The sequence below is a fragment of the Nonomuraea sp. NPDC003560 genome (assembly GCF_042878785.1).
Taxonomy (GTDB): domain Bacteria; phylum Actinomycetota; class Actinomycetes; order Streptosporangiales; family Streptosporangiaceae; genus Nonomuraea.
On the sequence record NZ_JBIAOF010000014.1, the window covers coordinates 55,461 to 75,803 of the forward strand.

Sequence of the window (20,343 nt, forward strand, 5' to 3'; positions counted from 1 at the left end):
TTAGAGCATCACCTTGCACCTGCACATAGGTGGCAATTACTGAAGGAGCTTCCTGAGGATCGTTCGCGGCGTCAGCCGGTGCACGACCGTGCTCAGCCGTCCCTTCCCCGAGGTCGCGTACGGCCGCACGCTGCGCAGCAACGCCGCGCCCCGCCACCTGCGCGGGCCGGCGACCGTGGCGGCGTCGGTCTCGATCCTGAACAGCGCGGGCGGCCCGCCGAGGTCGAGCTCCAGGTAGGCGTCCCAGGTGCCGGGCGGGAGCCGGCCCACCGCCGGCCGGGCCGCGAAGCCGCCCCCGGGCAGCGGCGTCACGCGCTCGGCGCGCTCGCGGCCGGTACGCCGTTCGCGCCAGACGATCTGCCTGATCGCCGCGCACTCGGGCACCTGCCCGGCCACGCTGACCTCGCCGTGCACGACCAGCCGGTGGCCCAGCCCCCACCTGGTCCGCTCCAGCCGGACGGTGCCGGGCACGGCGACGACATGGCCGCCGACGTCGATGCTCAGGTTGCCGTTGTCCCTGGTGAAGTACGGCAGGGTCACCACGCCGCCGATCAGGCGGGGCTGCGGCCGGGTGACGCCGTTGTCCCGGTCGGCGCCCAGCCGGCCGTGGCGCACCACCCCCTCCAGCTCGACCGCCACCCGCAGATCCCAGACGCCGGAGGCGAGCGCGGCGGCCTCCACCCGGGCGGTGAACTCCGCCCCCTGCCGCTCGGCCGGGACGACGAGCTCGCCGTGCGGATCGTTGCGGGGGCGCAGCACCAGGGCCACGCCGTCGTCCTGGCTGATGCCCTCCAGCCCGGCCGTGCCGCTCACCACCAGGTGGTCCTCCTCCCAGCGCAGCCCGGTCAGCCGCCGCCGCACGGTGGCGCTCTCGATGCGGGCCAGCCGGACCAGGCGGTCGACGTCGCCGAGCGCGGCCACGCGCTGCTTGTCGATGGTGTTGAGCCGGGCGTGCACGCCGGGGGTGAACCACTCGTCGCACAGCGCGGCGACCTCCTGGGCGATCTCCTTGCGGCGCACGTCGTCGCTCTCCAGGAACACCGTGCCGAGCTGGCTGAAGGCGTCGAGCCTGAAGTGCCGGCGCAGCAGGTGGTCGCGCAGCGGGCCGGGCTCGACGTGCCGGGCCATGAGCCGGATGGGCCGCCGGATCATGGTCAGCCAGGCGATCGGGTCGCGGCTGCCCGCCTGCTGCATGATGCTGCTGCCGTCGGACCTGGAGACCAGGTGGTAGCAGTCGTAGTCGGCGACCACCGAGATCACGCCGGCGTGGCAGTAGGCGTGCACGGTGAACATGATGTCCTCGCCGACCAGCATGTCCTCGGCGAAGCGGATGCCGTGGCGCTCGACCATCTCCCGCCTGAACAGCTTGAAGCAGCTCAGGCTGTTGTAGACGTTGCTGTCGGCGAGGGTCAGGCGCTCGGCGTTCTGCTGGAACATCGAGGCCGGGGCCCGCCTGCCGTGGCCCACGATCTTGCCGAGCACGATGTCGGAGCCGTTCCTGTCGGCCATGGCGACCATGCGTTCCAGCGCCTCGGGGCCGAGGTGGTCGTCGGCGTCGCAGAAGAAGACGTACCGGCCGGTGGCGTGGGCGAGGCCGACGTTGCGCGGCCGGCCGGCGCCGCCCGACCCCTCGATGTGCACGACCTTGACGCTGGACTGGTGGTAGGTGGCATAGAGGTCGAGGAGCTCGGCGCCGCCGTCGGTGGAGCCGTCGTCGACGACGATGATCTCCTTCTTCACCCGCTGCACGAGCGCCGAGGTGAGGCACCTGTCCAGATAGGGACGGCAGTTGTGCACCGGGATGACGACGCTGACGTCGACCGTCTCGTCGTTGTTGCCCGCCGCCGACATCGCCACCACTGCCGTCACCTCGGAGTCACGTTGCGCCGCCATGTCGTTTCAGTATGTGACGAACGCCCGTCGCCGCGGGGGGCGATCGGCCGTCTTGGAGTCACCTATTTGCCGACCCCGGCGATTCGTTGCATTCTTCGGATAGACCCCACAGATGGCTCTAATCAGCACATTCACCAGGGACCGAATGAGTTTCAGGGGAAAATCCTCGACCTGTCAGAGGAAGAAAACTCTCCGCCGGGATCAGGGACGTACTCCGTGGGCGTCTCAGGTCATCCTCCGGCGGGGTACACACGTCTACAGTTAGGCAACCTTGACCGGGGAGGTGGCGGTAATGGCATCGAATCTTCGCTGGCATCGGGCGGGCGGCACGGGTATGGGCAAGGCCGAGTTCGCTCGTTCATCGGCGCGCCTGACGGAGCTCTTCCAGTGCTCGGCGATGCTGCGACGTACGCGACTGCGGGCCGAGGAGATCGTCGACGAGGCCCGCGCGCTGCTGGCCGAGGCCGAGGCCGAGGAGTTCGCCGACCCCGACCGCATCGAACGTCTGCGCGGCCAGCTGGAGGAGGCCCGGGCTTCCTACTCCAAGGTGCTGACCGCATATGTCACGATCTGCCGCAGGATCAACCAGGAGCGGCAGGAGATTCTGGCGATGCAGATGGACATCGAGTTGAACCGCGATTCCGGCCTGTCGGGAGTCGCTTGATGATTTGTCCGGGACAATTCCCGGAGCCCTCGACGGAATGACTCCCCCTCCCTTCGGTCCGCGCCTCCCCTGAGAACGTTTCAAATAGATGTGAACCTATGTGACACCTGAGACGTCTTTTGTTCAGGGAGGCCCACCATGCGCGTCCTTGACGGTCTGGCGTCGCCGGACCTGGAGGAGCTCAACCTGGAGCTGATCCTGGTCGCGGCGCTGCACGAAGAGGCGGAAAGGCTAGCCGCCGAATGAACGGGCTCCAGCTCCCCGGCCCCGCCGGGGAGCTGGAGCAGGGGGCCGCGGCGTAGGATCACGGATCATGCTGCGCTGCGCCGTCCTCGACGACTACCAGGGCGTGGCCCTCGGGCTGGCCGACTGGTCGCGGGTCCGGGCCACGAGCTTCCGGGCCCACTTCACCAGCCAGGACGAGCTGGTGGCGGCCCTGGCGGACTTCGAGATCGTGGTCCTCATGCGGGAACGCACTCCGTTCGGCGCGGAGCTGTTCGAGCGGCTGCCCCGGCTGCGCCTGCTGATCACCACGGGCATGCGCAACGCCTCCGTCGACCTCGACGCCGCCCGCGCCCGCGGGGTCACGGTGTGCGGCACCGGCAGCGCCTCCACCCCGCCGGCCGAGCTGACCTGGGCGCTCATCCTGGGCCTGGCCCGCCACCTGGTGCCCGAGGCCACGGCGATGCGCTCCGACGGCCCGTGGCAGAGCACCGTCGGCATGGACCTGCACGGCGGCACCCTCGGGCTGCTCGGCCTCGGCAAGATCGGGGCGCAGATGGCCCGCATCGGGCAGGCGTTCGGCATGGAGGTCATCGCCTGGAGCCAGAACCTGACCGCGGCGCGCGCCGGCGAGCTGGGCGTTCGGGCGGTCGCCAAGGAGGAGCTGTTCGCCGAGTCCGACGTCGTCTCCGTCCATCTCGTGCTGAGCGAGCGCACCCGCGGGCTGGTCGGCGCGCGTGAGCTGGCGTTGATGCGGCCCAGCGCCTACCTGGTCAACACCTCGCGGGCGGCCATCGTCGACCAGGCCGCGCTGGCGTCGGCGCTGCGCGAGGGGCTGATCGCGGGGGCCGGGCTCGACGTGTTCGAGACCGAGCCGCTGCCCGCCGGGCACGAGCTGCGCAGACTGCCCAACGTGCTGGCCACGCCGCATCTCGGGTACGTCACCGGCGGCAACTACGAGACCTACTTCCGCGACGCCGTGCAGGACATCGACGCGTTCCTGGCCGGCGCGCCGATCCGCGTCCTGGGCTGACCCGGCTCACCACGGCTCACTCCGCCTTCGTCCTGGCCCGGAAGGCGGCGGTCTTGACGCGGTTCTGGCAGGCCGTGGAGCAGAAGCGGCGGGTGCCGTTGCGGGAGACGTCCACGTAGACGCGGTCGCAATGGGGGGCGGTGCAGACGCCGAGCCGGTCGCTGAACTCGCTGCCGAGCACGATCGCGAGCCCGGTCGAGCAGCTCGCCGCCCAGTCGCCCGCCACCGAGCCGCCGGGGCCGTGGAAGTGCAGGTGCCACGGCTCGCCGTCGTGGCGTTCGAGCATCGGCCTGGCCCTGCTCTCCTCCAGCAGCGCGTTCGTGGCCATGGCGGCGGCGTCGACGTCGCCGTCCGCCACCGCGCGGAACACCACGCGCAGCCGGGCCGCGACCTCGGCCAGCTCGGCGGCGTCGGCCGCGCCGATCCCGCGGTGGCCGGAATAGACGCTGCCCAGCGCGCCAGAGGCGGCCGCGGCGAGGTCGTCGGGGACGGGGAACTCGCGCCCGCGCTGCTCGCCCGGGGTCAGCGCGTTGACCAGCGCCACCGCGACCCGGACGATCGCATCTGTGTGACTGTTGTAATCCACTTGACCGGTTACACCTTTGCGTTCTAAGTTGTGACTGCTCAAATCTTAGACGACAGTTACAGGGAGATCTGATGCTCACTCAGGAAGCCGCGCTGGCATGGATCGAGCGTTGGGACCGTCAGCAGGAGGGCTATCTGCCCGACCGGGAGGCCCGCTTCACCGCGCTGATCGACGCGGTCGAGGCGCTGGGCCGGCCGGACCCCGTGGTCATCGATCTGGGGTGCGGGCCGGGGTCGTTGTCCGCCCGGCTGCTCGAACGCCTGCCCGCGGCCACCGTGATCGCCGTCGACGCCGACCCGCTGCTCCTGGGGCTCGGGCGGGCCGCCTACCCGGGGCTGCGGTTCGTCTCGGCCGACCTGCGCACCGGCGGGTGGACCAGGGCGCTCGGTCTCGACCGTCCGGCCGACGCCGCCGTCAGCACCACCGCGCTGCACTGGATCTCGCCCGAGGAGCTTCAGGAGACGTACGCCGAGCTGGCCGGCGTGCTGCGCCCCGGCGGGATCCTGCTCAACGGCGACCACATGGACTCCTCCTCCCCCACCCTGGCCCGGCTGGAGCACGCCGTGCACCAGCGCGAGACCGACCGCGTCTTCGGCGACCGCCGGCCCGAGGACTGGCGCGCCTGGTGGGACGCCATCGCCGCCGACCCCGCCTTCGCCGACCTCAACCAGGAGCGCAGCACGGCCGGCGCCTCCCATCACGGCTCGGAGTCCCACTTGGTCGAGCAGCACGTCGGCGCGCTGACCAAGGCCGGGTTCGGCGAGATCGGCACGTTGTGGCAGCGCGGGAACAACCGCCTGCTGTGCGCCGTGCGAAGCTGACCCACGCCGCCATCCGGCGGGCGCAGGCGGGCGAGACGTGGTTTCCTGTAGGTCATGGACGAGTCGCAAGTCACCCGCTACCTGGACAGATTCGGAGCGTCCCGGCCGGTGCCGCCGGACGTCCACGGCCTGCGGGCCCTGCAGCTCGCGCACCTGCGGGCGGTGCCGTTCGAGAACCTGAGCATCCACCTCGGCGAGCCGATCTCCCTCGCTCCCGACGCCCTGTTCGACAAGCTCGTCGCCCGCCGCCGCGGCGGCTTCTGTTACGAGCAGAACGGCCTGTTCGCCGCGCTGCTCACCGCGCTCGGCTACCGGGTGACCCTGCTCGCGGCGCGGGTGTTCGGCGGCGGCCGGCCAGGGCCGCTGTTCGACCACCTCGCGCTCCGCGTCGACCTCGACGAGCCCTGGCTGGTGGACGTCGGCTTCGGCGACTTCGCCGACGAGCCGCTGCGGATCGACGAGCGCGGCGAGCAGAAGGACGGCGCGGGGGTGTTCCAGATCGTCCCCGCTCCCGGGGAGCACGGCGATCTCGACGTGTCGCACAACGGCGAACCCGCCTACCGGCTCACCGCGCGGCCGTACGAGCTGGCCGACTTCGTGCCGACCTGCTGGTGGCAGGCGACCTCGCCGGACTCGCACTTCACCAGGTCGCCGGTGTGCTCGATCCGCACGGCGGAGGGGCGCACCACGATCAGCGGGCGCAAGCTGATCGTCACCCGGCAGGGCGAGCGCGCCGAACGCATCCTGAACGAGAACGAGCTGCTTCCGGCGTACCGTGAGCACTTCGGCGTGACGCTCGACCGGGCGCCGGCGGCGGGAGCCTGACCCGGGGGACGTCACACCGGCTGCACTACGGTGGCCGATCATGGCCGACTACATCTCTCCCGTCTTCTACGATCTGCTCGCCGTGCACAGCCACGTACCGGGCGTGCGCGAGAAATTGCCGTCCCTCCTGGCCGGGGTTCGCCGCAGCGTCCTGGAGGTGGGCGCGGGAACCGGCCTGATCACCACGTCCCTGGCCGAGTGCACGCCCGCAGAGATCTTCGCGCTGGAACCCTCGGCCACGATGCGGGCGATCCTGCTCTCCCGCCTGGCCGAACGGCCCGACCTGCTCGCACGGGTCACCGTGCTGCCCTGCGACGCCATGGGCCTCGACCTCGACGAGCCGGTCGAGGCCATGGTGATGATCAACGTGTTGTACGCCCTGGAGCCCGGTTACCGCAGGCGGCTCTGGCCCGTCCTGGCCGACCGGCTGGAGCCCGGCGGGCTTCTCGTGCTCACCTGGCGCGACGGCGGTCCGCCGAAGCCGCGTCCCATGCGGCACCTGGACTCCCGCCGGGTGGGCCGCCACACGTACACGGTCTCGTCCGAGATCACCGAGTCGGACGACGAACGCGCCACGTGCCGCTACCTCTACCGGATCACCCGGGGCGACGAAGTGCTCAGCGAGGAAGAACTCGTCGGGCACGCCTACCGTCCCGCCTGGGAGGTCCTGCGGGACGAACTCGTGAGCGCGGGTTACGTCCGCGCCGCCGCCCCCGACGGCCTCCTGGCCTGGCGACGCGCCTGATCTCCCGGGCGGGCCTCAGTCGTCGCTCCAGACGTACCAGCGTCCGTCGAAGTGGCGGTAGGAACCCGGCGCGTCGATGTCCGGCTCACCGTTCGAGCTCCAGGCGAATCCGTAACTGCCGAAGAAACCCGCGTCCTCGATCATGAACCCGAAGGCTCCGCGGGAGCCTTCCAGGTACTTGACGGGATAGAGCCCGACCCATCGCCGCTCCTCGGGCGGCGTCCCGTCTGACACGGTCTGCGCGAGGTGCTCAAGACTGCCCCGCGACAACTCGAACCGCACCCTGACCGGCGCGCCGACGTAGACCAGTGCCCCTGCCAGAGCCGCGGCCAAGGGCGGCACGACCCAGGACCGCCAGTGACGGCGTAACTCGACCGCCCGGTCCCTCCGGAGCAGAGCGCCACCGAGCACGACAAGCCAAGGAACCCCGAACAACACCCAGCCGACACCGATGGCCATCAACCACATGAAATGCCAGCCGGGAACGCTGGTCGCATAAACCGTTCCCAGAGCCAGCACAACGGCAATCGCTCCCCATGCCCTGTCCCTGACACCCAAGGAACCCTCCGCGCGTGACGAGAGCGGACGCGAGGGCCGCCCTTTTTCCATCCTCGAAATCACCAGTCGGCACCCGATCGTTACGAGATATCGTCCGTCCGGCCGACACCTTTCTCTTACTCTTTTCCCTGCTATATCCACGAAATGAAGGACACTGATGAAGCTTCTCTTCGCGGGCCTCGCGACCACGGCCGCAGTCGTGTGCGCGGCAGCCTTGCCCGCTCAGGCCGCATCTCCGGCGACCGCGCAGGCCGCCCCCGCGGACGCGGTGAAAGCCCTGAAAGCCCAACTACTACCAGGCAAGGGCGTGAAGATCACCGAATCAAGCAGCATCACCCTGGATTTCACCGTCGACGGCCAGGCCATGCAGGTGGAGGTGAAGACCCGCACCACCGGCACGCTGGCGTTCGGCAAGGGAAAGGTGGCGGCCGCCGACCTCCGCGTCCGCATGACGTCCCGCCAGAAGGAGTTCGAACCTCCCTACCGGGTCGTGGCCGAAGGCAGGAACGCCTACGTGACCAACCCCGGCATCGCCAAGGCGTTGCCCGCCGGCCGCTCCTGGATCGGCTCGCGGACCAGTGAGCGCGAGAACTCCATCCTCGACATGGGCGCCACCCCTGCCGACCTGAAGTTCATGCTGGATCACTCCTCCGAGGTGGCGCCCGGCGAATACCAGGGCACCTCCACCCTCGCCGCCTACCGGCACAACAAGGCGGCCGAAGGCAGCGTCGAGTTCCACCTGTACTTCGACAAGAACAACCTGCTCACCCGCACAGTCGTCGACTCGACCCCGTCCTCGGACGAGGACGACTACGGCCAGATGGCCTTCCACACCGACACCAGCTTCTCGGGCTGGGGCGCCAAGGTGCAGATCACCGCACCGGCGCCCGGCAAGGTCATCAACGAGAAGAAGCTCACCCCGAAGACCCGCAGGGCCGTCATCAAGGCCGGCTACCCGGAGCCCGGCCCCTTCTGACCACCTGGCACGTGGCCCGGCGTCACCGGCCCGCCGCCCGCATGCCGAGGCGGGGCTGCCGCCGCAGCCCCGCCGATCCGCTCCGCCAGCTCGGAGCCTCCAGTACGGCGATCCGTTCACTCAGCCACTCGGCGACCTTCTCCGGCCTGGAATTGTTCCTCGCCCGGCTAATCGACGACCCCGCCCATGCCTGCGAACTTCCGGAAATGCATGTCGGCCCTCAGGGGGAATCAGTTACCCAACGCTCCCCCGACGGTCGTTTCGGTGACATCCCCCGCGTTCATTGACGCACCTTTCACGGCTCGCGAACGGGAACTTACTTTTCGGCACCGACGTCTGAGAAGAGGTGAGACGTTCCGCATATTCGAGGCTGCTGATCATCGCATTAGGGGCCCTGCTCACCGCCGGTACAGGCGGCTGCTCGACGCATATCTCGCAATCGGCGTCACGACCGACTGCCCTTCCTCCGGTGCCGGACCTGCCTGCGGCCGAGGACGTCTGGCCCGAGGCGTTCTTCTCGGCGCCACGCTGGTTCAGCGACACCCGCGACGTTCGGCCACTGGCGATGCTCAGCAGGCACGAGGTGCTGATGGCCGACCCGAACGAGCACCGGCCGATCCTGGTGAACTACGACCGGCGGACCGGCAGGCACAAAATCTTGGGGACCATCCCCGAAAGCGCAGCTCACTATCACCGGATCGAGAACGTGACCGTCAGCGATTCGCAGATCGTGTGGATCGCCGCAGTCCGCCATCCGGACCGCACGAGCCCCGAGTTGCAACTGTGGACGATGCCGATCACCGGCGGTCACATCCGCTTCGTGGCCCTCGTCGCGCCCGACCCCGACCGGCCCGGAGTCCGGGACGGTCGGATGTACCGCCTGGAGATCGCGGGCGACCAGATCGTCTGGTGGGACGACCGGGGAGGCTCCGTCCACCGCGTCCCCCTCACCGGCGGAACTCCGGCCCTGATGGGCTCCGGCCACGTCTCCACCTGGCCTTGGGCGCACGACGGCAGGAACACCGTCACCAACCTCGTCACCGGCGAGAAACGCTCCGCCGAAAAGGTCGACGGCACCGACCGGCGCTGCGGACCCGACTGGTGTGTCAGCGGCGTCGCCCGCGCCGCCGGCCGGCTGACTGAAGTGATCGTGCAACGCCGGGACGGCTCACGGCGCAGCATCGTCCCCGGCGGGTTCCGCAGAGACCCTCTCTTCCACGACAGGTTCGGGTTCTTCGATCCGCCGAAGGTCATCGGCGAGGGTTCCTCCATATCCACAGCCCGCGTCGGGACGTTGGAGAACGGCAGCGTGATCTACGACCGCTGCGCCGACAGGTCCGCTGCGCTCCGGCCGAAAGCGGGCAAGCCGGCCGAAGGTGAGTTGACCGTTCAGGTCGGCGGTTCCCTCTCCGGCAGCCCGCTGTTGTTCTGGCGGGACGACGCTCGCAAGCGATACACGGTCATGGATCTGGCCGCCATCCCCGGGCAGGGCTGCTGACCGACGTTCCTGCGCGGAAGTTTCCGTAGGCGAGCCCACCGCCGGCCGCCTCCCGACGACAGAGCCTTTCCTGTCGGTGCCGACTGCCAGCATGACGACGTGTCCTTGCAACCCCCCGATGTCTCCTGGCTGCGCGGCGAATACGCCGAGGAGTGCTACAGCTTCATCTACGTGCGTGCCACGCCCGAACAGGTGATCGCGCGCCTCGGCGGCCGCTGGGAGGACTTCACCCCGGGCCCCTTCTTCGAAGATCCGGACCCCAGGGGCCCTGTCGGCGTCACCTCCATCGGCGACTGGACGTTCCTCTCCGAGCCCGACTGGCTCGGCACCTGCGAAGACCTGATCACCGAGCTGTCCACGGGCACCCGCCTCGTCTCCCAGGCCGCACTCGGCGTCAAGGGCCTCGACTACTTCTACTGGTGCGAGGACGGCGAGATCAGATTCGGCTGGGGCGGCGACGACGGCTTCCTGACGGAAACGCCCGCCGAACTCGTGGACACCATGGAGGAGATCGACAGGCTCTACCCGTCCCGTCCCCGGCTCTACGAAGGCCCCGCCTTTCTGCTCGTCGAGCACCTGACCGGCATCAGGACGACGGAGCACCTGCTGAAGAGCTCCACGTTCAGATGGGGCGCTCTCCCACCTACGACCAAGCCCTGACGTCCAACGACCCCAGCGTGAAATGCCAGATCATCTGGAGGATTCCCATGACCACTACCGACGATGTCGGATGGTGGATCGTCGGCTGGGACGAATGGACGGACCTCGACCTGATCCGAGCTCGGCTCGCCGCGGGCACTGATCCGAACTCCGGCGTGCCTCTCTTCGACAAGCCGCTGCACGTCGCGGCTGAGCGAGGCTCGCCGGAGGTGGTCGCCGAACTGGCCGCACGGGTCGATGACGTCGACGCCGAACACCGGGGTCGTACCGCGCTCTGGACGGCCGTCTTCAAAGGCCGCACCGACAACGCCCGTGCCCTCGTCGCCGCTGGAGCGGACCCGTGGCGCCGCATGATGAACGGCTGGTCCCCTGGCCGCCTCAACCTGGCCGGTCCCGCTCCCGGCCTTATCCCCGTCCCCCCGTCAGAGATGGGCCTCTCCAAGACCGAGGCCGCCGCCGCGGCGGAGGCCAAGCGGCTGATCCCCGCGCTCGGAGACTTCAACTACGAAGGCCTGAGCCTGGCCTGCGTGGCCGGCATCAGCGCAGCCGAGGCGACAGCGCGCCTGGAGGCCACCCCTGCCGATGACGTGGACGTCGACGCCCTGTGCGAGGGCTGGTACGACGTCCCGGACGCCGACCGGATCGTCGGCATCACCGACGTGCCCGGCGCTGCGTCATCACACAACCCTGGGGACATGCCGCCTGCACTCCCGGCCTCTGCAGGCGCGTCTCGACAGGCACGGTCTGCTACAGCATGAACTCGAACCCCAAATGCCTCTTCGGGCACCTCGCCCGAGACGGCGAGGTCATCGCCTGGGAGCCGGTCAGCGCCTTCATGGTCCCCACTGACGCCCCCACCGAGGAGATCCTCTCCGCCTACCTCTACCGCGACCGCTGTCCGGCGTATTGCTGCGCCGGCGCGGGCCTGCGCCTGACCGACGCCCGGCCGATCATCGACCCACCCGGCGCCTGGATACGACTGCCCGAAAGGGACTTCTGGGCTTGACGTACGGACCAAGTACGATGCACGGCCGGCACCATCGGCTGCTGCACGGACACCCGATGCCTGGATACTGCCGACCATGGTCATCATCGAAGTCGTCCTGGAGACCCACGACGCGGTGGACTTCACGGCCTGGCCGATCAACGAGCGGTCGAACGACCGCTTTCTCGCTCTCTCCGGCCGGATGTCTCTCGCCGACGTCGGGACGGCCATGGCCGTGATCTTCAGCTACAACGACCTCCCGATCACGAACGCCGCCGATCTGACCGAGGCGCATCTGCAACGGCACCTCGCCGAAAGGGGCGGCCTGATCGCTTCGGGCGGTCTGCGTCTCCGCGAGACCACCACCGACGTCGACGTCTTGCCCGGTTGCTGTTTCGGCCTGGAGAACTGGCGGGACTGGTGGGACGTGCCTCGCGGGCGCGAACCCTGGCTCGGACACGACCCCACGCCGCACATCACCCATGTGGGCCACGTCATCCAGCTCCGGCAGCACTTTGAGGACTCTCCGTCCATCGAGGTCACTCGCGACGAGCTCTCCAGCCTGCTCACCACAGCCCAACAGCACTTCTCCGGGTTCCTCGACCTCGCCCGGCAGTGGGCGACGATCACTACCCCAGGGGTGGCCGACCGGCTCATCGCAGCCCTCGACCAGCACTTCGCGATCACCTGAGCCTTCTCATCCTCGACCGGCTCCAGCGACGCGGTGATTCTGCACGTTTCCCCGCGAGGCGGGATGTTGTGCCACCATGATCGCCTTGTATGCGGCAAGGGAGGCTGTTTGGTCGTCTTCTCCTGTGCGTCGTGCGGCGCCGTGTTGACCGCGCGGGTGGCGCGGGTGGCGCTCCCCGACCACTCCGGCCAGAAGTACGGCCATGACCTGCTCCCCGGTCTGCTGGAGCCGGGAACATACGTCGTGGACCCTGGGGATGGCCGAGCAAGGGCTCCTTTGACGCCCGAACCGGAAGATCACGGCGTCCGGCAATTGATGTACTGCATCACGGGCCCTCCGGACAGGATCGGGATCGCGCCGGGCGATGTGCGCGGAACCGTCTTCATCCCGGACCGGTTGGGCGGCTGCTGTTGCGGCTGGGACGGCCAGTACGGCCCCAACCTGGCCTGCGCCGGGTGCGGCCGCCCGGTGGCGACCCGCGTCGACGACTGCGGGTTCTGGCAGGTGGTGTGGCTGGAACCGGACGCCGTGCGTCCCGTCGCCGTCGCCGGTCCCGTCCAACGCGTGATGGACTGGACGGAACTGCCGAGCACGCCGCCCGTTGATCCGCTGGGTTTCTGGAGCCCCCAGCGGGAGGCCGCAATCGCGGTGGCCCTGGCACATCTGGTGGTGGTCTCGGGCGGCAGGCGGGTGTCCGTCCCTGAGGGGCTCGTCGCGGAGACGTTTCGCCGGACGATCGACAGCCTCCTCCCTCCCGGGCCGCCGGAACGACACCTCGTCCTGGCCGGCCCCGGCCTGTCCACCCCGATCACGGACCTCGCCCTGGTGCCGAAGCACCCGCAGACCGGCGAGGTATGGCCGTGCGACGCGGGCACGGTGGTGCCGCTCGCTGCGGACGTGTGGACGTACCTGGCCTTCGACGACGATCGACGGCTCATGCCCGCGGCGCGCGGGATGCCTGCCGCGGTACGCCGTGACGACCCGCCCGCGCTGCTGCCACACACGCTGTTCCGTCCCGATGGGCGCGCATTCCTCAACGCACTGGAGCGCCTGACGGCGGTTCGGCCACCGTGGCTGCGCCGCATCCACGACTCGATGCAGGACCGCCCGTACCTGGCCCCGTTCGCGTAGACCTCCGCGCTCAAGGTCAACGATCCGCTTCTCCATGGCTTTGATCACCTGACGTCCGAAATCCTCGATCGCTGCGACGAACTCCGAGGTAGGCAAGACGGCACGACCAGTGAGAGGCCCGCAAGAGCCACCTCGTCGCGTCTCCGCTGCGCCTGAACAGCTCATGACCGTCGGCCTCGATCCAGTACCAGCCGTCAGTCAGCGCAAACCAACGCAGGACGGCTCGATCATCACCCCCATGGCGCGACCTCAGAGAGCGGACGCATCCGGAAGCGAAATCTGATCAACCATCCATCGTTCCTCGCGCCATGGCACCAGACGATCTTCCGATGCCGCCCCCTACACGGCCCTGCCACGGTTCCAAGGCGCTCTGATCACAGGCCACGGCAACGAGGTCGGCTTCGCTTATCGTGCCTATATGCGCCGCTTATGCGTGATCGCACCATGCCAGGACGATGATCGGATGCCCCTCTGCGTCGATGTCTCCCCTCCCATAGCGGGGTCCACCGGCGTCAGAGACGACGTGCACTTCATCGCGCCGTCTCTGGACGGGCAAAGTGCGGCCGTCCGACTCCCAGCACCAGCGACGTCAACTTCTCCGCCGACAGCGTGGCGGCTCTCAAGCCGGGGCTGGTGCTGGTCCACGGATACGCCGACAGACGGTCGCCGGTCGATTGGGTCGACATGACGATCACCCGGGAACAGTTCGATCGCCAGGGCCAGGATCCGGCCGACCGTGAATGATCACATATAACCCTGAGGATCATCACTGACCAATGACAAATACTCCCGACCATGCTGGCCATAGCGAGGCCGAGTGCTCCGCAATTCACGAACGGTGGCTTGCGGAGCGCCATCGCCGTACCGAGGATCCCGATTATCGAGAAGAGTGGTACCCCGAGCAGTGCGGCGCCTGCCGATTCTGGTTCCCGCTGGCCGGCGCGCTGGGCAACGATTACGGTGCGTGCGCGAATGCGGCCTCCCCCTTCGACGGGCGGATCCGTTTCGAGCATGACGGGTGTGACGCCTTCCAGGAGTCGGGAACCTGGTCCGTGCCGGAGGACCACGAGACGTATCGACGGCAGAGGCTGTACCTCGACGCACTGAACAACACGGACGAGCGTGGCTTGTCGCTGCTGCGCGACGCGCTGACCGAAGAGCCCGACCGGGAGCTGGCACTGGCCGTGACCCTGCGCGCGCTGGAGGCGGTGACCGCGGACGAGCGGCGAGAGTGGATCGATCTGGCCCCTGCCGGACAGGATCGGGAGCGAGCCGAGGCCCGCGCGCAAGATCTCGAACGTCTGGCGGGCGGGCCGGCCGGTCAACCCGGCGAGTGGTCGGAGTGGTTGCAGCTCAGGCTCGCGGCGACCACCTCCGATCCGGCGACCCTCGAAACCCTCGCCCGGGCGGGCCACACGAAACGCGTCAGGCGCCTGGCCGCAGAACGCAAAAGAGTGATGCACGCCCCCGGCCCCCCACCCGCCACCTGAGGACGAATCACCCAGCACTTGTACGACTACCTGCTCCCCGGCATCCTCAAGAGCACCGACTCCGACTTCGATGTCTTCGTGGCTCCCTGCCGGGGCGTCAGCACGCAACGAGAACGCTCGGCGCGGGCATCTCTGCTGATCACCCAGTCCGCGAGGGAAGCGGTCCTGACCACGAGGCCGAGGCGAAGTGCTCCACCAGGCGAACGACATTGCCCCCAGTCACCCAGGCCCACTCTGTTCGTCCTGGGCCGACGGCAGACGGGGATGAACGAACTCACACCCTAGCCGCGCAGCGAGAATGTCAGCAAGATCGCAACATTGTCCTGACAAACAAGGAAGCCCCTGACGGCATTACGCCTGTTCAGGGGCTTCCTGTTGCAGAGCCGACGAGGGGAATTGAACCCCGTGACGACAGACCGAGCGGCGACCCATCGACCAGCAGACCTCATCCAACCGCAACGACGAAAAGGGCGTCAGCTCACGTAACGCACTCTAAGAGACCTGAACCGAAGTCAGCGATCGTCATGGCCTGCATCACTTCGATGCGCACCCCTGGCGAGAGAAACCGTTCCTGATCATCAGATTCCATCCCGTACTACATTCGTAAATTTCGTGAGAGCGGGTCGCCGCGTCGTCGGTAGTGGCCGGGGCAGGGCACGCGTCCGGCGAAGCCGCCGGAAGTCCGACCGGGCCAAGACGTGGTCGACAGCGATGGCCCTCAGCGGGGCCGGTCCAGGTCGAACGCCACACCGGCCAGACGGATCGTCCGTACCCTCGGGTCCTTGAGCAGCTCCCGCAGCTCGCGGACAGAGCTGAGCTGGTCCACATAGCCGTAGGCGAGCCCGGCCTCGGCTGCCTTGCGCAGCCGATCCAGGGACAGGTCGAAGGAGCGCAGGTTGGCGTTGTCGTGGTCACGCAGCAGGGCGACCCAGGCGCGGAACTGCGGCAGGTTGCCACCGCACATGTCCTCGGTGTTGTCGCCGCCCTTGCCGAGGTCCATCGCGTCGTTCCAGTAGTCGAAGCCCCAGGTGACAGGGAGGGAGCCGGGTCTGCGCTCGTACACGATCCGTTCGGCGCAGGTGCCGTACTGCTTCACGACCGACTTCATCTCGGCCTCGCCGAGCGGCTGCTCGAACTCCACCACCGCCAGCGAGCTGAGGTCGGCGGGCAGCCGGGCGAGCACCGCGCGCACGTCGTCCTTGGTCGCCAGCGTGGTGCCCATGTCGAACAGAGACTGGGAAAGCCTGGTGTGGGCGGTGCTGCCCAACGGCAGGCGACCCACGCGGCCGAAGAAGTCCTGACTGATCGCGTACGACTCGCTCCCGGCCGGCCAGTCTCCGGTCGGCGCGATGGGACGCGCGGCCACCTCGAACGACATCGAGAGGGGCGTGGTCTGGCAACAGGAGCCGATCGTCACCGTATACGCCGGGTTGTAGATCTTGAATGCGGTGCCGAGCACGGCCTGCATACGGCGTTCCCGGTCGCCGCGGGTCTGCACCAGGGACGACCCCTCGGTCGCGGCCACCGCGAGCAGCGCCAGCACGGCCAGCACGATGGTGACCGTCCTGAACAACCCCCGCCGGACCGCGCGCCGGGTGCGCTTGGGGTCAAAGTCCGGCAGGTCTGGCATTTCAGGCATGTTCATGGCTCTCCTCGTAAAGGTCGGCGAAGGCGGCCCTCGCCCGCCACACCGCGGTCTTGATCGAGTTGTGCGACCTGCCGGTCATCGCAGCCACCTCCACCATCGAGAACCCCTCGAAGTAGACCAGCGTGAGCAGCCGGCGTTGCTGCTCGGGCAACCGTTCGAGCGCGTCGCGCACGTCCAGCGACTCCACGTGCAGCGGCGGCACACCCAACTCGTCAGGGTTCGGTAGGGCCATCTCGCGGCGGCTCTTACGTACGTGATCGACCAGGACGTTGCGCGCGATCGTAAGCAGCCACGCCGCCGCGTTATCACCCCGCCAACCGAGCAGCGCTCTGGTCGCTTTGACGAACGTCTCCTGCGCCAGGTCCTCGGCGAGATGCGGATCGCGGATCCTGCGCAAGAGGAACCCGCACACGAGCGGCCAGTGCTCGCGATACAGCTCCTCGATGATGTCGCCCCCCGAACGGTTTCGATTGTCACGTCACATACAGACGCCACCGCGGCGAGAATGGTCACACGGGTTGCCGATCAATGTGCCGGCTGCATGACATCGCAGCAGAACCAGGCCGCCCCCTCGACCGAGTGCCGGCATGAGCGCCGTCAGAGGTGCATCAGGTGAACGGACATGCTGTGGGCGGATTCCAGGGCCCCTTCTCATCGCGTGCCATGCTGAGATGGCGGAATGAACGAAGCCGATCGCGCTGCAGTGCTCGCCTTGCAGAATCTCTTCGCGACGCTGGGCGCCGATGCCCCTCAGGAGTGGGCTGCCTCAGAGATCTCAGAGGACATACCTCAGCTGGCTGGCTTCTTGGCGCTGCGGCGCATATGGCCAGACTTGATCAATGGCTGGGCCACACCGGGAGCGCTGGAAGGCATTCCCGCGGCTGCTCGACTGCTCGCCGACGGCGCGGACCCCACCGACCTTGCACGCGTCGCCCAGGTGGCCGCCTACGAAACAGCGTTCGGCCTCCTCTACAGCCTCACCGCCCACGGCCGCGACGACGACGCACCCAAGGACACCCCTGGCTGGCGCCTCATGGAAACCACACCGTCAGGCGAACTCACTGGCAGGGCCGTACAAGGTCTTCATGAGAGCCTGCTCACCATGGACCCCTCAGGCCGCGAAGGACAGGACATCTTCGGTTAGAGCCGGTTGCTGTACAACCCTGCTGCACGAGATAGAAAAGGCCCTCTCCCGATCACGGGAAAGGGCCTTCTACGTGCAGAGCCGACGAGGGGAATCGAACCCCTGACCTTCTGTTTACAAGACAGATGCTCTGCCGATTGAGCTACGTCGGCACGGCCTACCAGTGTAGACGCTAGCGGCGCCTGTGACGAGCGACCTCGTACAGTGCCACACCGGCGGCGACCCCCGCGTTGAGGGATTCCGCGGCGGCCTGCATGGGGATGCGGACGACCACGTCGCACTGCTCCCGGACCAACCGGCCGAGGCCCTTCCCCTCGGAGCCCACCACGACCACGAGCGGCTCGGCGAGGAGGTCGGCGTCGCCGATGTCGATCTTTCCGGCGCCGTCGAGGCCGACGATGAAGAGGCCGGCTTCGCGGTATTCGCGGAGGGCGGCCGTCAGGTTGGAGGCGCGGGCGACCCGCAGCGTGGCGAGCGTGCCGGCCGAGGTCTTCCAGGCGCCACCCGTCACCCCGGCCGAGCGGCGGGACGGGATGAGCAGGCCATGCGCGCCGAACGCGGTGGCGGAACGGGCGATGGCGCCCAGGTTGCGCGGGTCGGTGACCGAGTCGAGCGCCACGATCAGCGGGACCTCGGCCGCGTCCTGGGCCAGTTCGACCAGCTCGGACGGATGCGCATAGTCGTAGGCGGGGATCTGGAGCGCGATGCCCTGGTGGACGACGCCCTCCGTCATCCGGTCGAGCTTGTCGCGGGTGACTTCGAGCAGCGCGATCCCGCGCTCTGCCGCGATCTTGATGGAGTCGCGTACGCGGTCGTCGCTCTCGACGCGCTGGGCCACGTAGAGGGCGTTGGCGGGCACCCCGGCCTGCAGCGCCTCCAGCACCGGGTTACGGCCGCCGATGTATTCGGGGGCGTCCTCGGAACGCTTCTGCCGGGCCGGGCCGCTGCCCGGACGGCGCGTCTCGCCGCCGCGGTCCTCCCTGGCGATGCGCTCGGACCTGGCCTTGTCCTTGTACCAGTGGCGCATCTCGGCAGGCGGCGTCGCGCCCCTGCCCTCGAGCGACCGGCGCTTCTGGCCCCCGGTGCCCTTGGAGGGGCCCTTCTTCTTCGCGGGCCTGCCCGATGCCCTACCGCCTGCTGCCATGCCATCAAGGGTATCGGCCCGTCGACCCACCCGATCCCGCCGGGCAAGCCCCCATCCGATCCCACCAAGAAGGACGGCGTCCGCACACAGACGTCCGCACACGACCGGCCGCGGCTCACCCGCCGAGCCGCCTGCCCTCAGAGCGCACGTAACGCGCCGCTCACCACCTCACCTAGCGTCTTGCGTCAGCACATCACCACAAATCGCCTCATCGGGCTGCACGAGAGATCGGGCCGCCCGCGACGCCGTGACCGCACATCGCGACGACCGCAGGCCCGCCCGCCCTCTCCCAGCACAGCCCCCACCCCCCAAACCGCCCCCGAACAGCCCCCGCACAGTGCAAACGGCGCCCACCTCGAACCGGCCCCAGACGACTCCGAAAGCGCCCGCCCCCACCCCAAAGGCCGGTTATGGTCCTTGGCCATGACTGAGTCCGCCTACCTCCAAGCCACCCGAACGGCCTACGACACCGTCGCCCCCGAATACGCCGACCTGCTGAGGAACGAACTCGACACCAAGCCCCTGGACCGGGCCATGCTGGGAGCGTTCGCCGAGCTCGTGCAGGGCCCGGACGCCGGAGAGGTGGCCGACCTGGGCTGCGGACCGGGCCGCGTCACCGCCCACCTCCACGCCCTCGGGGTGAACGCCTTCGGCATCGACCTGTCGCCAAGGATGATCGACGTCGCCCGCCGGAGCCACCCCGGCCTCCGCTTCGAAGTGGGCTCGATGACCGCGCTGGACCTGGCGGACGCGTCCCTGGCCGGGGCCGTCGCGTGGTACTCGACCGTCCACACCCCGCCGGAGCTCCTGCCGACGGTGTTCGCCGAGATCCACCGGGCGCTGGCGCCGGGCGGCCACCTGCTGATCGCGTTCAAGGTCGGCGACGAACGCCGCCATCTCAGCCAGGGCTACGGCCACAAGCTGTCACTGGACGTCTACTGGACTCCCCCGGAGCACATCGCCGACCTCCTCGCCAAGGCCGGCCTGCCCCTGGACGCCCAGCTCATCCGCGAACCCGACGAGAGCGAAAGACCCCGCTCAGGCCGCCAAGCCTTCTTCCTGGCCCACAAACCAACCCACAAACCAACCGACAAACCAACCGACAAACCGACCGACGAACCGACCGCCAAGCCGATGGACAAGCCGGAAACCCCAAACTCCATCAGCCAGCCCCCCCGAGCACGAGCCCCGAAACACTGACGGAGGATGTCAGCGACCACCGAATAACGTGCCCGCCACCCGGCACCACCCCGACCATCCCCCAAGGAGCAGCCGCATGATCCTGGAGATCCGCACCTACCGCCTCAAACCCGGCACCCGCGCAGACTTCCTCCGGATCATGCACGAAGAAGCCCTCCCCCTCCTGGCGAAGGCCGGCATCGACGTGGTGAGCAGCGGCGCCTCCCTCGTGGACGAGGACGGCCACGAGGAGGCGTACCTCATCCGCGCGTTCCCCTCGAAACAGATCCGCGACGAGCAGGAGGACGCCTTCTACACCAGCCCGGCATGGCACCAGGGCCCGCGTGAGGGCATCGTCTCGCGCATCGACGGCTACCACACGATCGTGATCGAGACCACCGACGCCGCCGTCACGGCCCTCCGCGGCTGACGGCGGACGCGAAAGGCGCC

General features: G+C 68.7%; 22 protein-coding genes, 1 tRNA gene and 3 pseudogenes. 17 read left to right on the top strand and 9 right to left on the bottom strand.

The features are described 5' to 3' along the window. Positions 1-36 precede the first annotated feature (36 nt). Positions 37-1,893: a glycosyltransferase family 2 protein gene (locus ACFYUV_RS41625; protein ID WP_387679273.1), complete on the bottom strand. Its 1,857-nt coding sequence runs from the start codon at positions 1,891-1,893 to the stop codon at positions 37-39. 271 nt (positions 1,894-2,164) lie between these two features. Between ACFYUV_RS41625 and ACFYUV_RS41630 the strand changes: the two genes are divergently transcribed. Both ACFYUV_RS41630 and ACFYUV_RS41635 read left to right on the top strand, forming a co-directional pair. Continuing rightward, positions 2,165-2,557, top strand: coding sequence for a hypothetical protein (locus ACFYUV_RS41630; RefSeq protein WP_387679276.1), 393 nt, complete (start codon positions 2,165-2,167; stop codon positions 2,555-2,557). Between the two features lie 313 nt (positions 2,558-2,870). Beyond that, positions 2,871-3,812 carry a D-2-hydroxyacid dehydrogenase family protein gene (locus ACFYUV_RS41635; protein ID WP_387679279.1) on the top strand — a complete coding sequence of 314 codons (942 nt, stop codon included), beginning with the start codon at positions 2,871-2,873 and terminating at the stop codon, positions 3,810-3,812. Between the two features lie 16 nt (positions 3,813-3,828). Here the strand turns inward: ACFYUV_RS41635 and ACFYUV_RS41640 are convergent, their stop codons facing one another. Next, on the bottom strand, positions 3,829-4,398 hold the full coding sequence (locus ACFYUV_RS41640; RefSeq protein ID WP_352355400.1) for a CGNR zinc finger domain-containing protein: 570 nt from the start codon (positions 4,396-4,398) through the stop codon (positions 3,829-3,831). A gap of 71 nt (positions 4,399-4,469) precedes the next feature. Here ACFYUV_RS41640 and ACFYUV_RS41645 point away from each other — a divergent pair, with 71 nt between their 5' ends. Genes ACFYUV_RS41645 through ACFYUV_RS41655 form a run of 3 tightly spaced genes read left to right on the top strand, consistent with a single transcriptional unit; the run spans position 4,470 to position 6,789 of the window. Further along, positions 4,470-5,219, top strand: a complete 750-nt coding sequence (locus ACFYUV_RS41645) for a class I SAM-dependent methyltransferase (protein WP_387679282.1) — start codon at positions 4,470-4,472, stop codon at positions 5,217-5,219. Between the two features lie 54 nt (positions 5,220-5,273). Then, positions 5,274-6,044: an arylamine N-acetyltransferase gene (locus ACFYUV_RS41650; RefSeq protein WP_387679285.1), complete on the top strand. Its 771-nt coding sequence runs from the start codon at positions 5,274-5,276 to the stop codon at positions 6,042-6,044. Between the two features lie 40 nt (positions 6,045-6,084). Next, on the top strand, positions 6,085-6,789 hold the full coding sequence (locus ACFYUV_RS41655) for a class I SAM-dependent methyltransferase (protein WP_387679287.1): 705 nt from the start codon (positions 6,085-6,087) through the stop codon (positions 6,787-6,789). Positions 6,790-6,804: 15 nt separating this feature from the next. Here the strand turns inward: ACFYUV_RS41655 and ACFYUV_RS41660 are convergent, their stop codons facing one another. Next, positions 6,805-7,308 (bottom strand): hypothetical protein, encoded by a 504-nt coding sequence (locus tag ACFYUV_RS41660; protein ID WP_387679290.1) that lies wholly within the window; start codon positions 7,306-7,308, stop codon positions 6,805-6,807. A gap of 346 nt (positions 7,309-7,654) precedes the next feature. Here ACFYUV_RS41660 and ACFYUV_RS41665 point away from each other — a divergent pair, with 346 nt between their 5' ends. The 7 genes from ACFYUV_RS41665 to ACFYUV_RS41695 all read left to right on the top strand — a co-directional run bounded on the left by ACFYUV_RS41665 (position 7,655) and on the right by ACFYUV_RS41695 (position 13,288). After that, positions 7,655-8,323, top strand: a complete 669-nt coding sequence (locus ACFYUV_RS41665) for a hypothetical protein (protein WP_387679294.1) — start codon at positions 7,655-7,657, stop codon at positions 8,321-8,323. Positions 8,324-8,792: 469 nt separating this feature from the next. Further along, positions 8,793-9,821: a hypothetical protein gene (locus ACFYUV_RS41670; RefSeq protein ID WP_387679297.1), complete on the top strand. Its 1,029-nt coding sequence runs from the start codon at positions 8,793-8,795 to the stop codon at positions 9,819-9,821. A 99-nt stretch (positions 9,822-9,920) separates the two neighbouring features. Further along, positions 9,921-10,481, top strand: coding sequence for a DUF6461 domain-containing protein (locus tag ACFYUV_RS41675; RefSeq protein ID WP_387679300.1), 561 nt, complete (start codon positions 9,921-9,923; stop codon positions 10,479-10,481). A gap of 47 nt (positions 10,482-10,528) precedes the next feature. Beyond that, positions 10,529-11,239: an ankyrin repeat domain-containing protein gene (locus ACFYUV_RS41680; protein ID WP_387679303.1), complete on the top strand. Its 711-nt coding sequence runs from the start codon at positions 10,529-10,531 to the stop codon at positions 11,237-11,239. Beyond that, positions 11,236-11,487, top strand: a complete 252-nt coding sequence (locus ACFYUV_RS41685) for a hypothetical protein (protein ID WP_387679305.1) — start codon at positions 11,236-11,238, stop codon at positions 11,485-11,487. The genes ACFYUV_RS41680 and ACFYUV_RS41685 overlap by 4 nt, the downstream gene beginning before the upstream one ends. A 76-nt stretch (positions 11,488-11,563) precedes the next feature. After that, positions 11,564-12,157, top strand: coding sequence for a hypothetical protein (locus tag ACFYUV_RS41690; protein WP_387679308.1), 594 nt, complete (start codon positions 11,564-11,566; stop codon positions 12,155-12,157). Between the two features lie 108 nt (positions 12,158-12,265). Continuing rightward, positions 12,266-13,288, top strand: coding sequence for a hypothetical protein (locus tag ACFYUV_RS41695; protein WP_387679311.1), 1,023 nt, complete (start codon positions 12,266-12,268; stop codon positions 13,286-13,288). A 51-nt stretch (positions 13,289-13,339) separates the two neighbouring features. Here ACFYUV_RS41695 and ACFYUV_RS41700 read toward each other — a convergent pair. Both ACFYUV_RS41700 and ACFYUV_RS41705 read right to left on the bottom strand, forming a co-directional pair. Beyond that, a pseudogene (locus ACFYUV_RS41700) lies at positions 13,340-13,453 on the bottom strand (hypothetical protein); the annotation flags it as partial. After that, a pseudogene (locus tag ACFYUV_RS41705) lies at positions 13,431-13,541 on the bottom strand (DUF5984 family protein); the annotation flags it as partial. The pseudogenes ACFYUV_RS41700 and ACFYUV_RS41705, both read right to left, overlap by 23 nt. Before the next feature lie 356 nt (positions 13,542-13,897). Between ACFYUV_RS41705 and ACFYUV_RS41710 the strand changes: the two are divergent. Beyond that, entirely contained in the window at positions 13,898-14,032 is a 135-nt protein-coding gene (locus tag ACFYUV_RS41710) for a hypothetical protein (protein ID WP_387679314.1), read from the top strand. Between the two features lie 32 nt (positions 14,033-14,064). Beyond that, positions 14,065-14,778 (top strand): DUF3027 domain-containing protein, encoded by a 714-nt coding sequence (locus ACFYUV_RS41715; protein ID WP_387679316.1) that lies wholly within the window; start codon positions 14,065-14,067, stop codon positions 14,776-14,778. A gap of 718 nt (positions 14,779-15,496) precedes the next feature. On the opposite strand, the gene ACFYUV_RS41720 is transcribed toward ACFYUV_RS41715, so the two are convergent. Beyond that, positions 15,497-16,417, bottom strand: coding sequence for a hypothetical protein (locus ACFYUV_RS41720; protein WP_387679320.1), 921 nt, complete (start codon positions 16,415-16,417; stop codon positions 15,497-15,499). Then, a complete protein-coding gene (locus ACFYUV_RS41725) occupies positions 16,410-16,874 on the bottom strand; it encodes an RNA polymerase sigma factor (protein WP_387679871.1) in 465 nt (154 codons plus the stop codon). The genes ACFYUV_RS41720 and ACFYUV_RS41725 overlap by 8 nt, the downstream gene beginning before the upstream one ends. Positions 16,875-17,105: 231 nt before the next feature. Here ACFYUV_RS41725 and ACFYUV_RS41730 point away from each other — a divergent pair, with 231 nt between their 5' ends. Beyond that, entirely contained in the window at positions 17,106-17,570 is a 465-nt protein-coding gene (locus ACFYUV_RS41730) for a hypothetical protein (RefSeq protein ID WP_387679323.1), read from the top strand. Between the two features lie 79 nt (positions 17,571-17,649). Here the strand turns inward: ACFYUV_RS41730 and ACFYUV_RS41735 are convergent. Together ACFYUV_RS41735 and rlmB are read right to left on the bottom strand one after the other, a co-directional pair. Continuing rightward, a tRNA-Thr gene (locus tag ACFYUV_RS41735) sits at positions 17,650-17,722 on the bottom strand. A 20-nt stretch (positions 17,723-17,742) separates the two neighbouring features. After that, positions 17,743-18,714 carry a 23S rRNA (guanosine(2251)-2'-O)-methyltransferase RlmB gene (gene rlmB / locus ACFYUV_RS41740; protein WP_387679325.1) on the bottom strand — a complete coding sequence of 324 codons (972 nt, stop codon included), beginning with the start codon at positions 18,712-18,714 and terminating at the stop codon, positions 17,743-17,745. 423 nt (positions 18,715-19,137) lie between these two features. Here rlmB and ACFYUV_RS41745 point away from each other — a divergent pair, with 423 nt between their 5' ends. Together ACFYUV_RS41745 and ACFYUV_RS41750 are read left to right on the top strand one after the other, a co-directional pair. Continuing rightward, complete coding sequence (locus ACFYUV_RS41745; protein WP_387679328.1) at positions 19,138-19,914, top strand: methyltransferase domain-containing protein; 777 nt, start codon at positions 19,138-19,140, stop codon at positions 19,912-19,914. Further along, positions 19,799-20,323 (top strand): annotated as a pseudogene (locus ACFYUV_RS41750) (NIPSNAP family protein); the annotation flags it as partial. The gene ACFYUV_RS41745 and the pseudogene ACFYUV_RS41750, both read left to right, overlap by 116 nt. Positions 20,324-20,343 lie beyond the last annotated feature (20 nt).

Excerpts from the sequence above, each read along its gene's own strand:
- ACFYUV_RS41680 (WP_387679303.1), top strand. The coding sequence starts at position 10,529 with ATGACCACTACCGACGATGTCGGATGGTGGATCGTCGGCTGGGACGAA.
- ACFYUV_RS41650 (WP_387679285.1), top strand. The coding sequence starts at position 5,274 with ATGGACGAGTCGCAAGTCACCCGCTACCTGGACAGATTCGGAGCGTCC.
- ACFYUV_RS41720 (WP_387679320.1), bottom strand. The coding sequence starts at position 16,417 with ATGCCTGAAATGCCAGACCTGCCGGACTTTGACCCCAAGCGCACCCGG.
- ACFYUV_RS41645 (WP_387679282.1), top strand. The coding sequence starts at position 4,470 with ATGCTCACTCAGGAAGCCGCGCTGGCATGGATCGAGCGTTGGGACCGT.
- ACFYUV_RS41685 (WP_387679305.1), top strand. The coding sequence starts at position 11,236 with ATGAACTCGAACCCCAAATGCCTCTTCGGGCACCTCGCCCGAGACGGC.
- ACFYUV_RS41625 (WP_387679273.1), bottom strand. The coding sequence starts at position 1,893 with ATGGCGGCGCAACGTGACTCCGAGGTGACGGCAGTGGTGGCGATGTCG.
- ACFYUV_RS41715 (WP_387679316.1), top strand. The coding sequence starts at position 14,065 with ATGACAAATACTCCCGACCATGCTGGCCATAGCGAGGCCGAGTGCTCC.
- ACFYUV_RS41655 (WP_387679287.1), top strand. The coding sequence starts at position 6,085 with ATGGCCGACTACATCTCTCCCGTCTTCTACGATCTGCTCGCCGTGCAC.
- ACFYUV_RS41635 (WP_387679279.1), top strand. The coding sequence starts at position 2,871 with ATGCTGCGCTGCGCCGTCCTCGACGACTACCAGGGCGTGGCCCTCGGG.
- rlmB (WP_387679325.1), bottom strand. The coding sequence starts at position 18,714 with ATGGCAGCAGGCGGTAGGGCATCGGGCAGGCCCGCGAAGAAGAAGGGC.
- ACFYUV_RS41745 (WP_387679328.1), top strand. The coding sequence starts at position 19,138 with ATGACTGAGTCCGCCTACCTCCAAGCCACCCGAACGGCCTACGACACC.
- ACFYUV_RS41730 (WP_387679323.1), top strand. The coding sequence starts at position 17,106 with ATGAACGAAGCCGATCGCGCTGCAGTGCTCGCCTTGCAGAATCTCTTC.
- ACFYUV_RS41690 (WP_387679308.1), top strand. The coding sequence starts at position 11,564 with ATGGTCATCATCGAAGTCGTCCTGGAGACCCACGACGCGGTGGACTTC.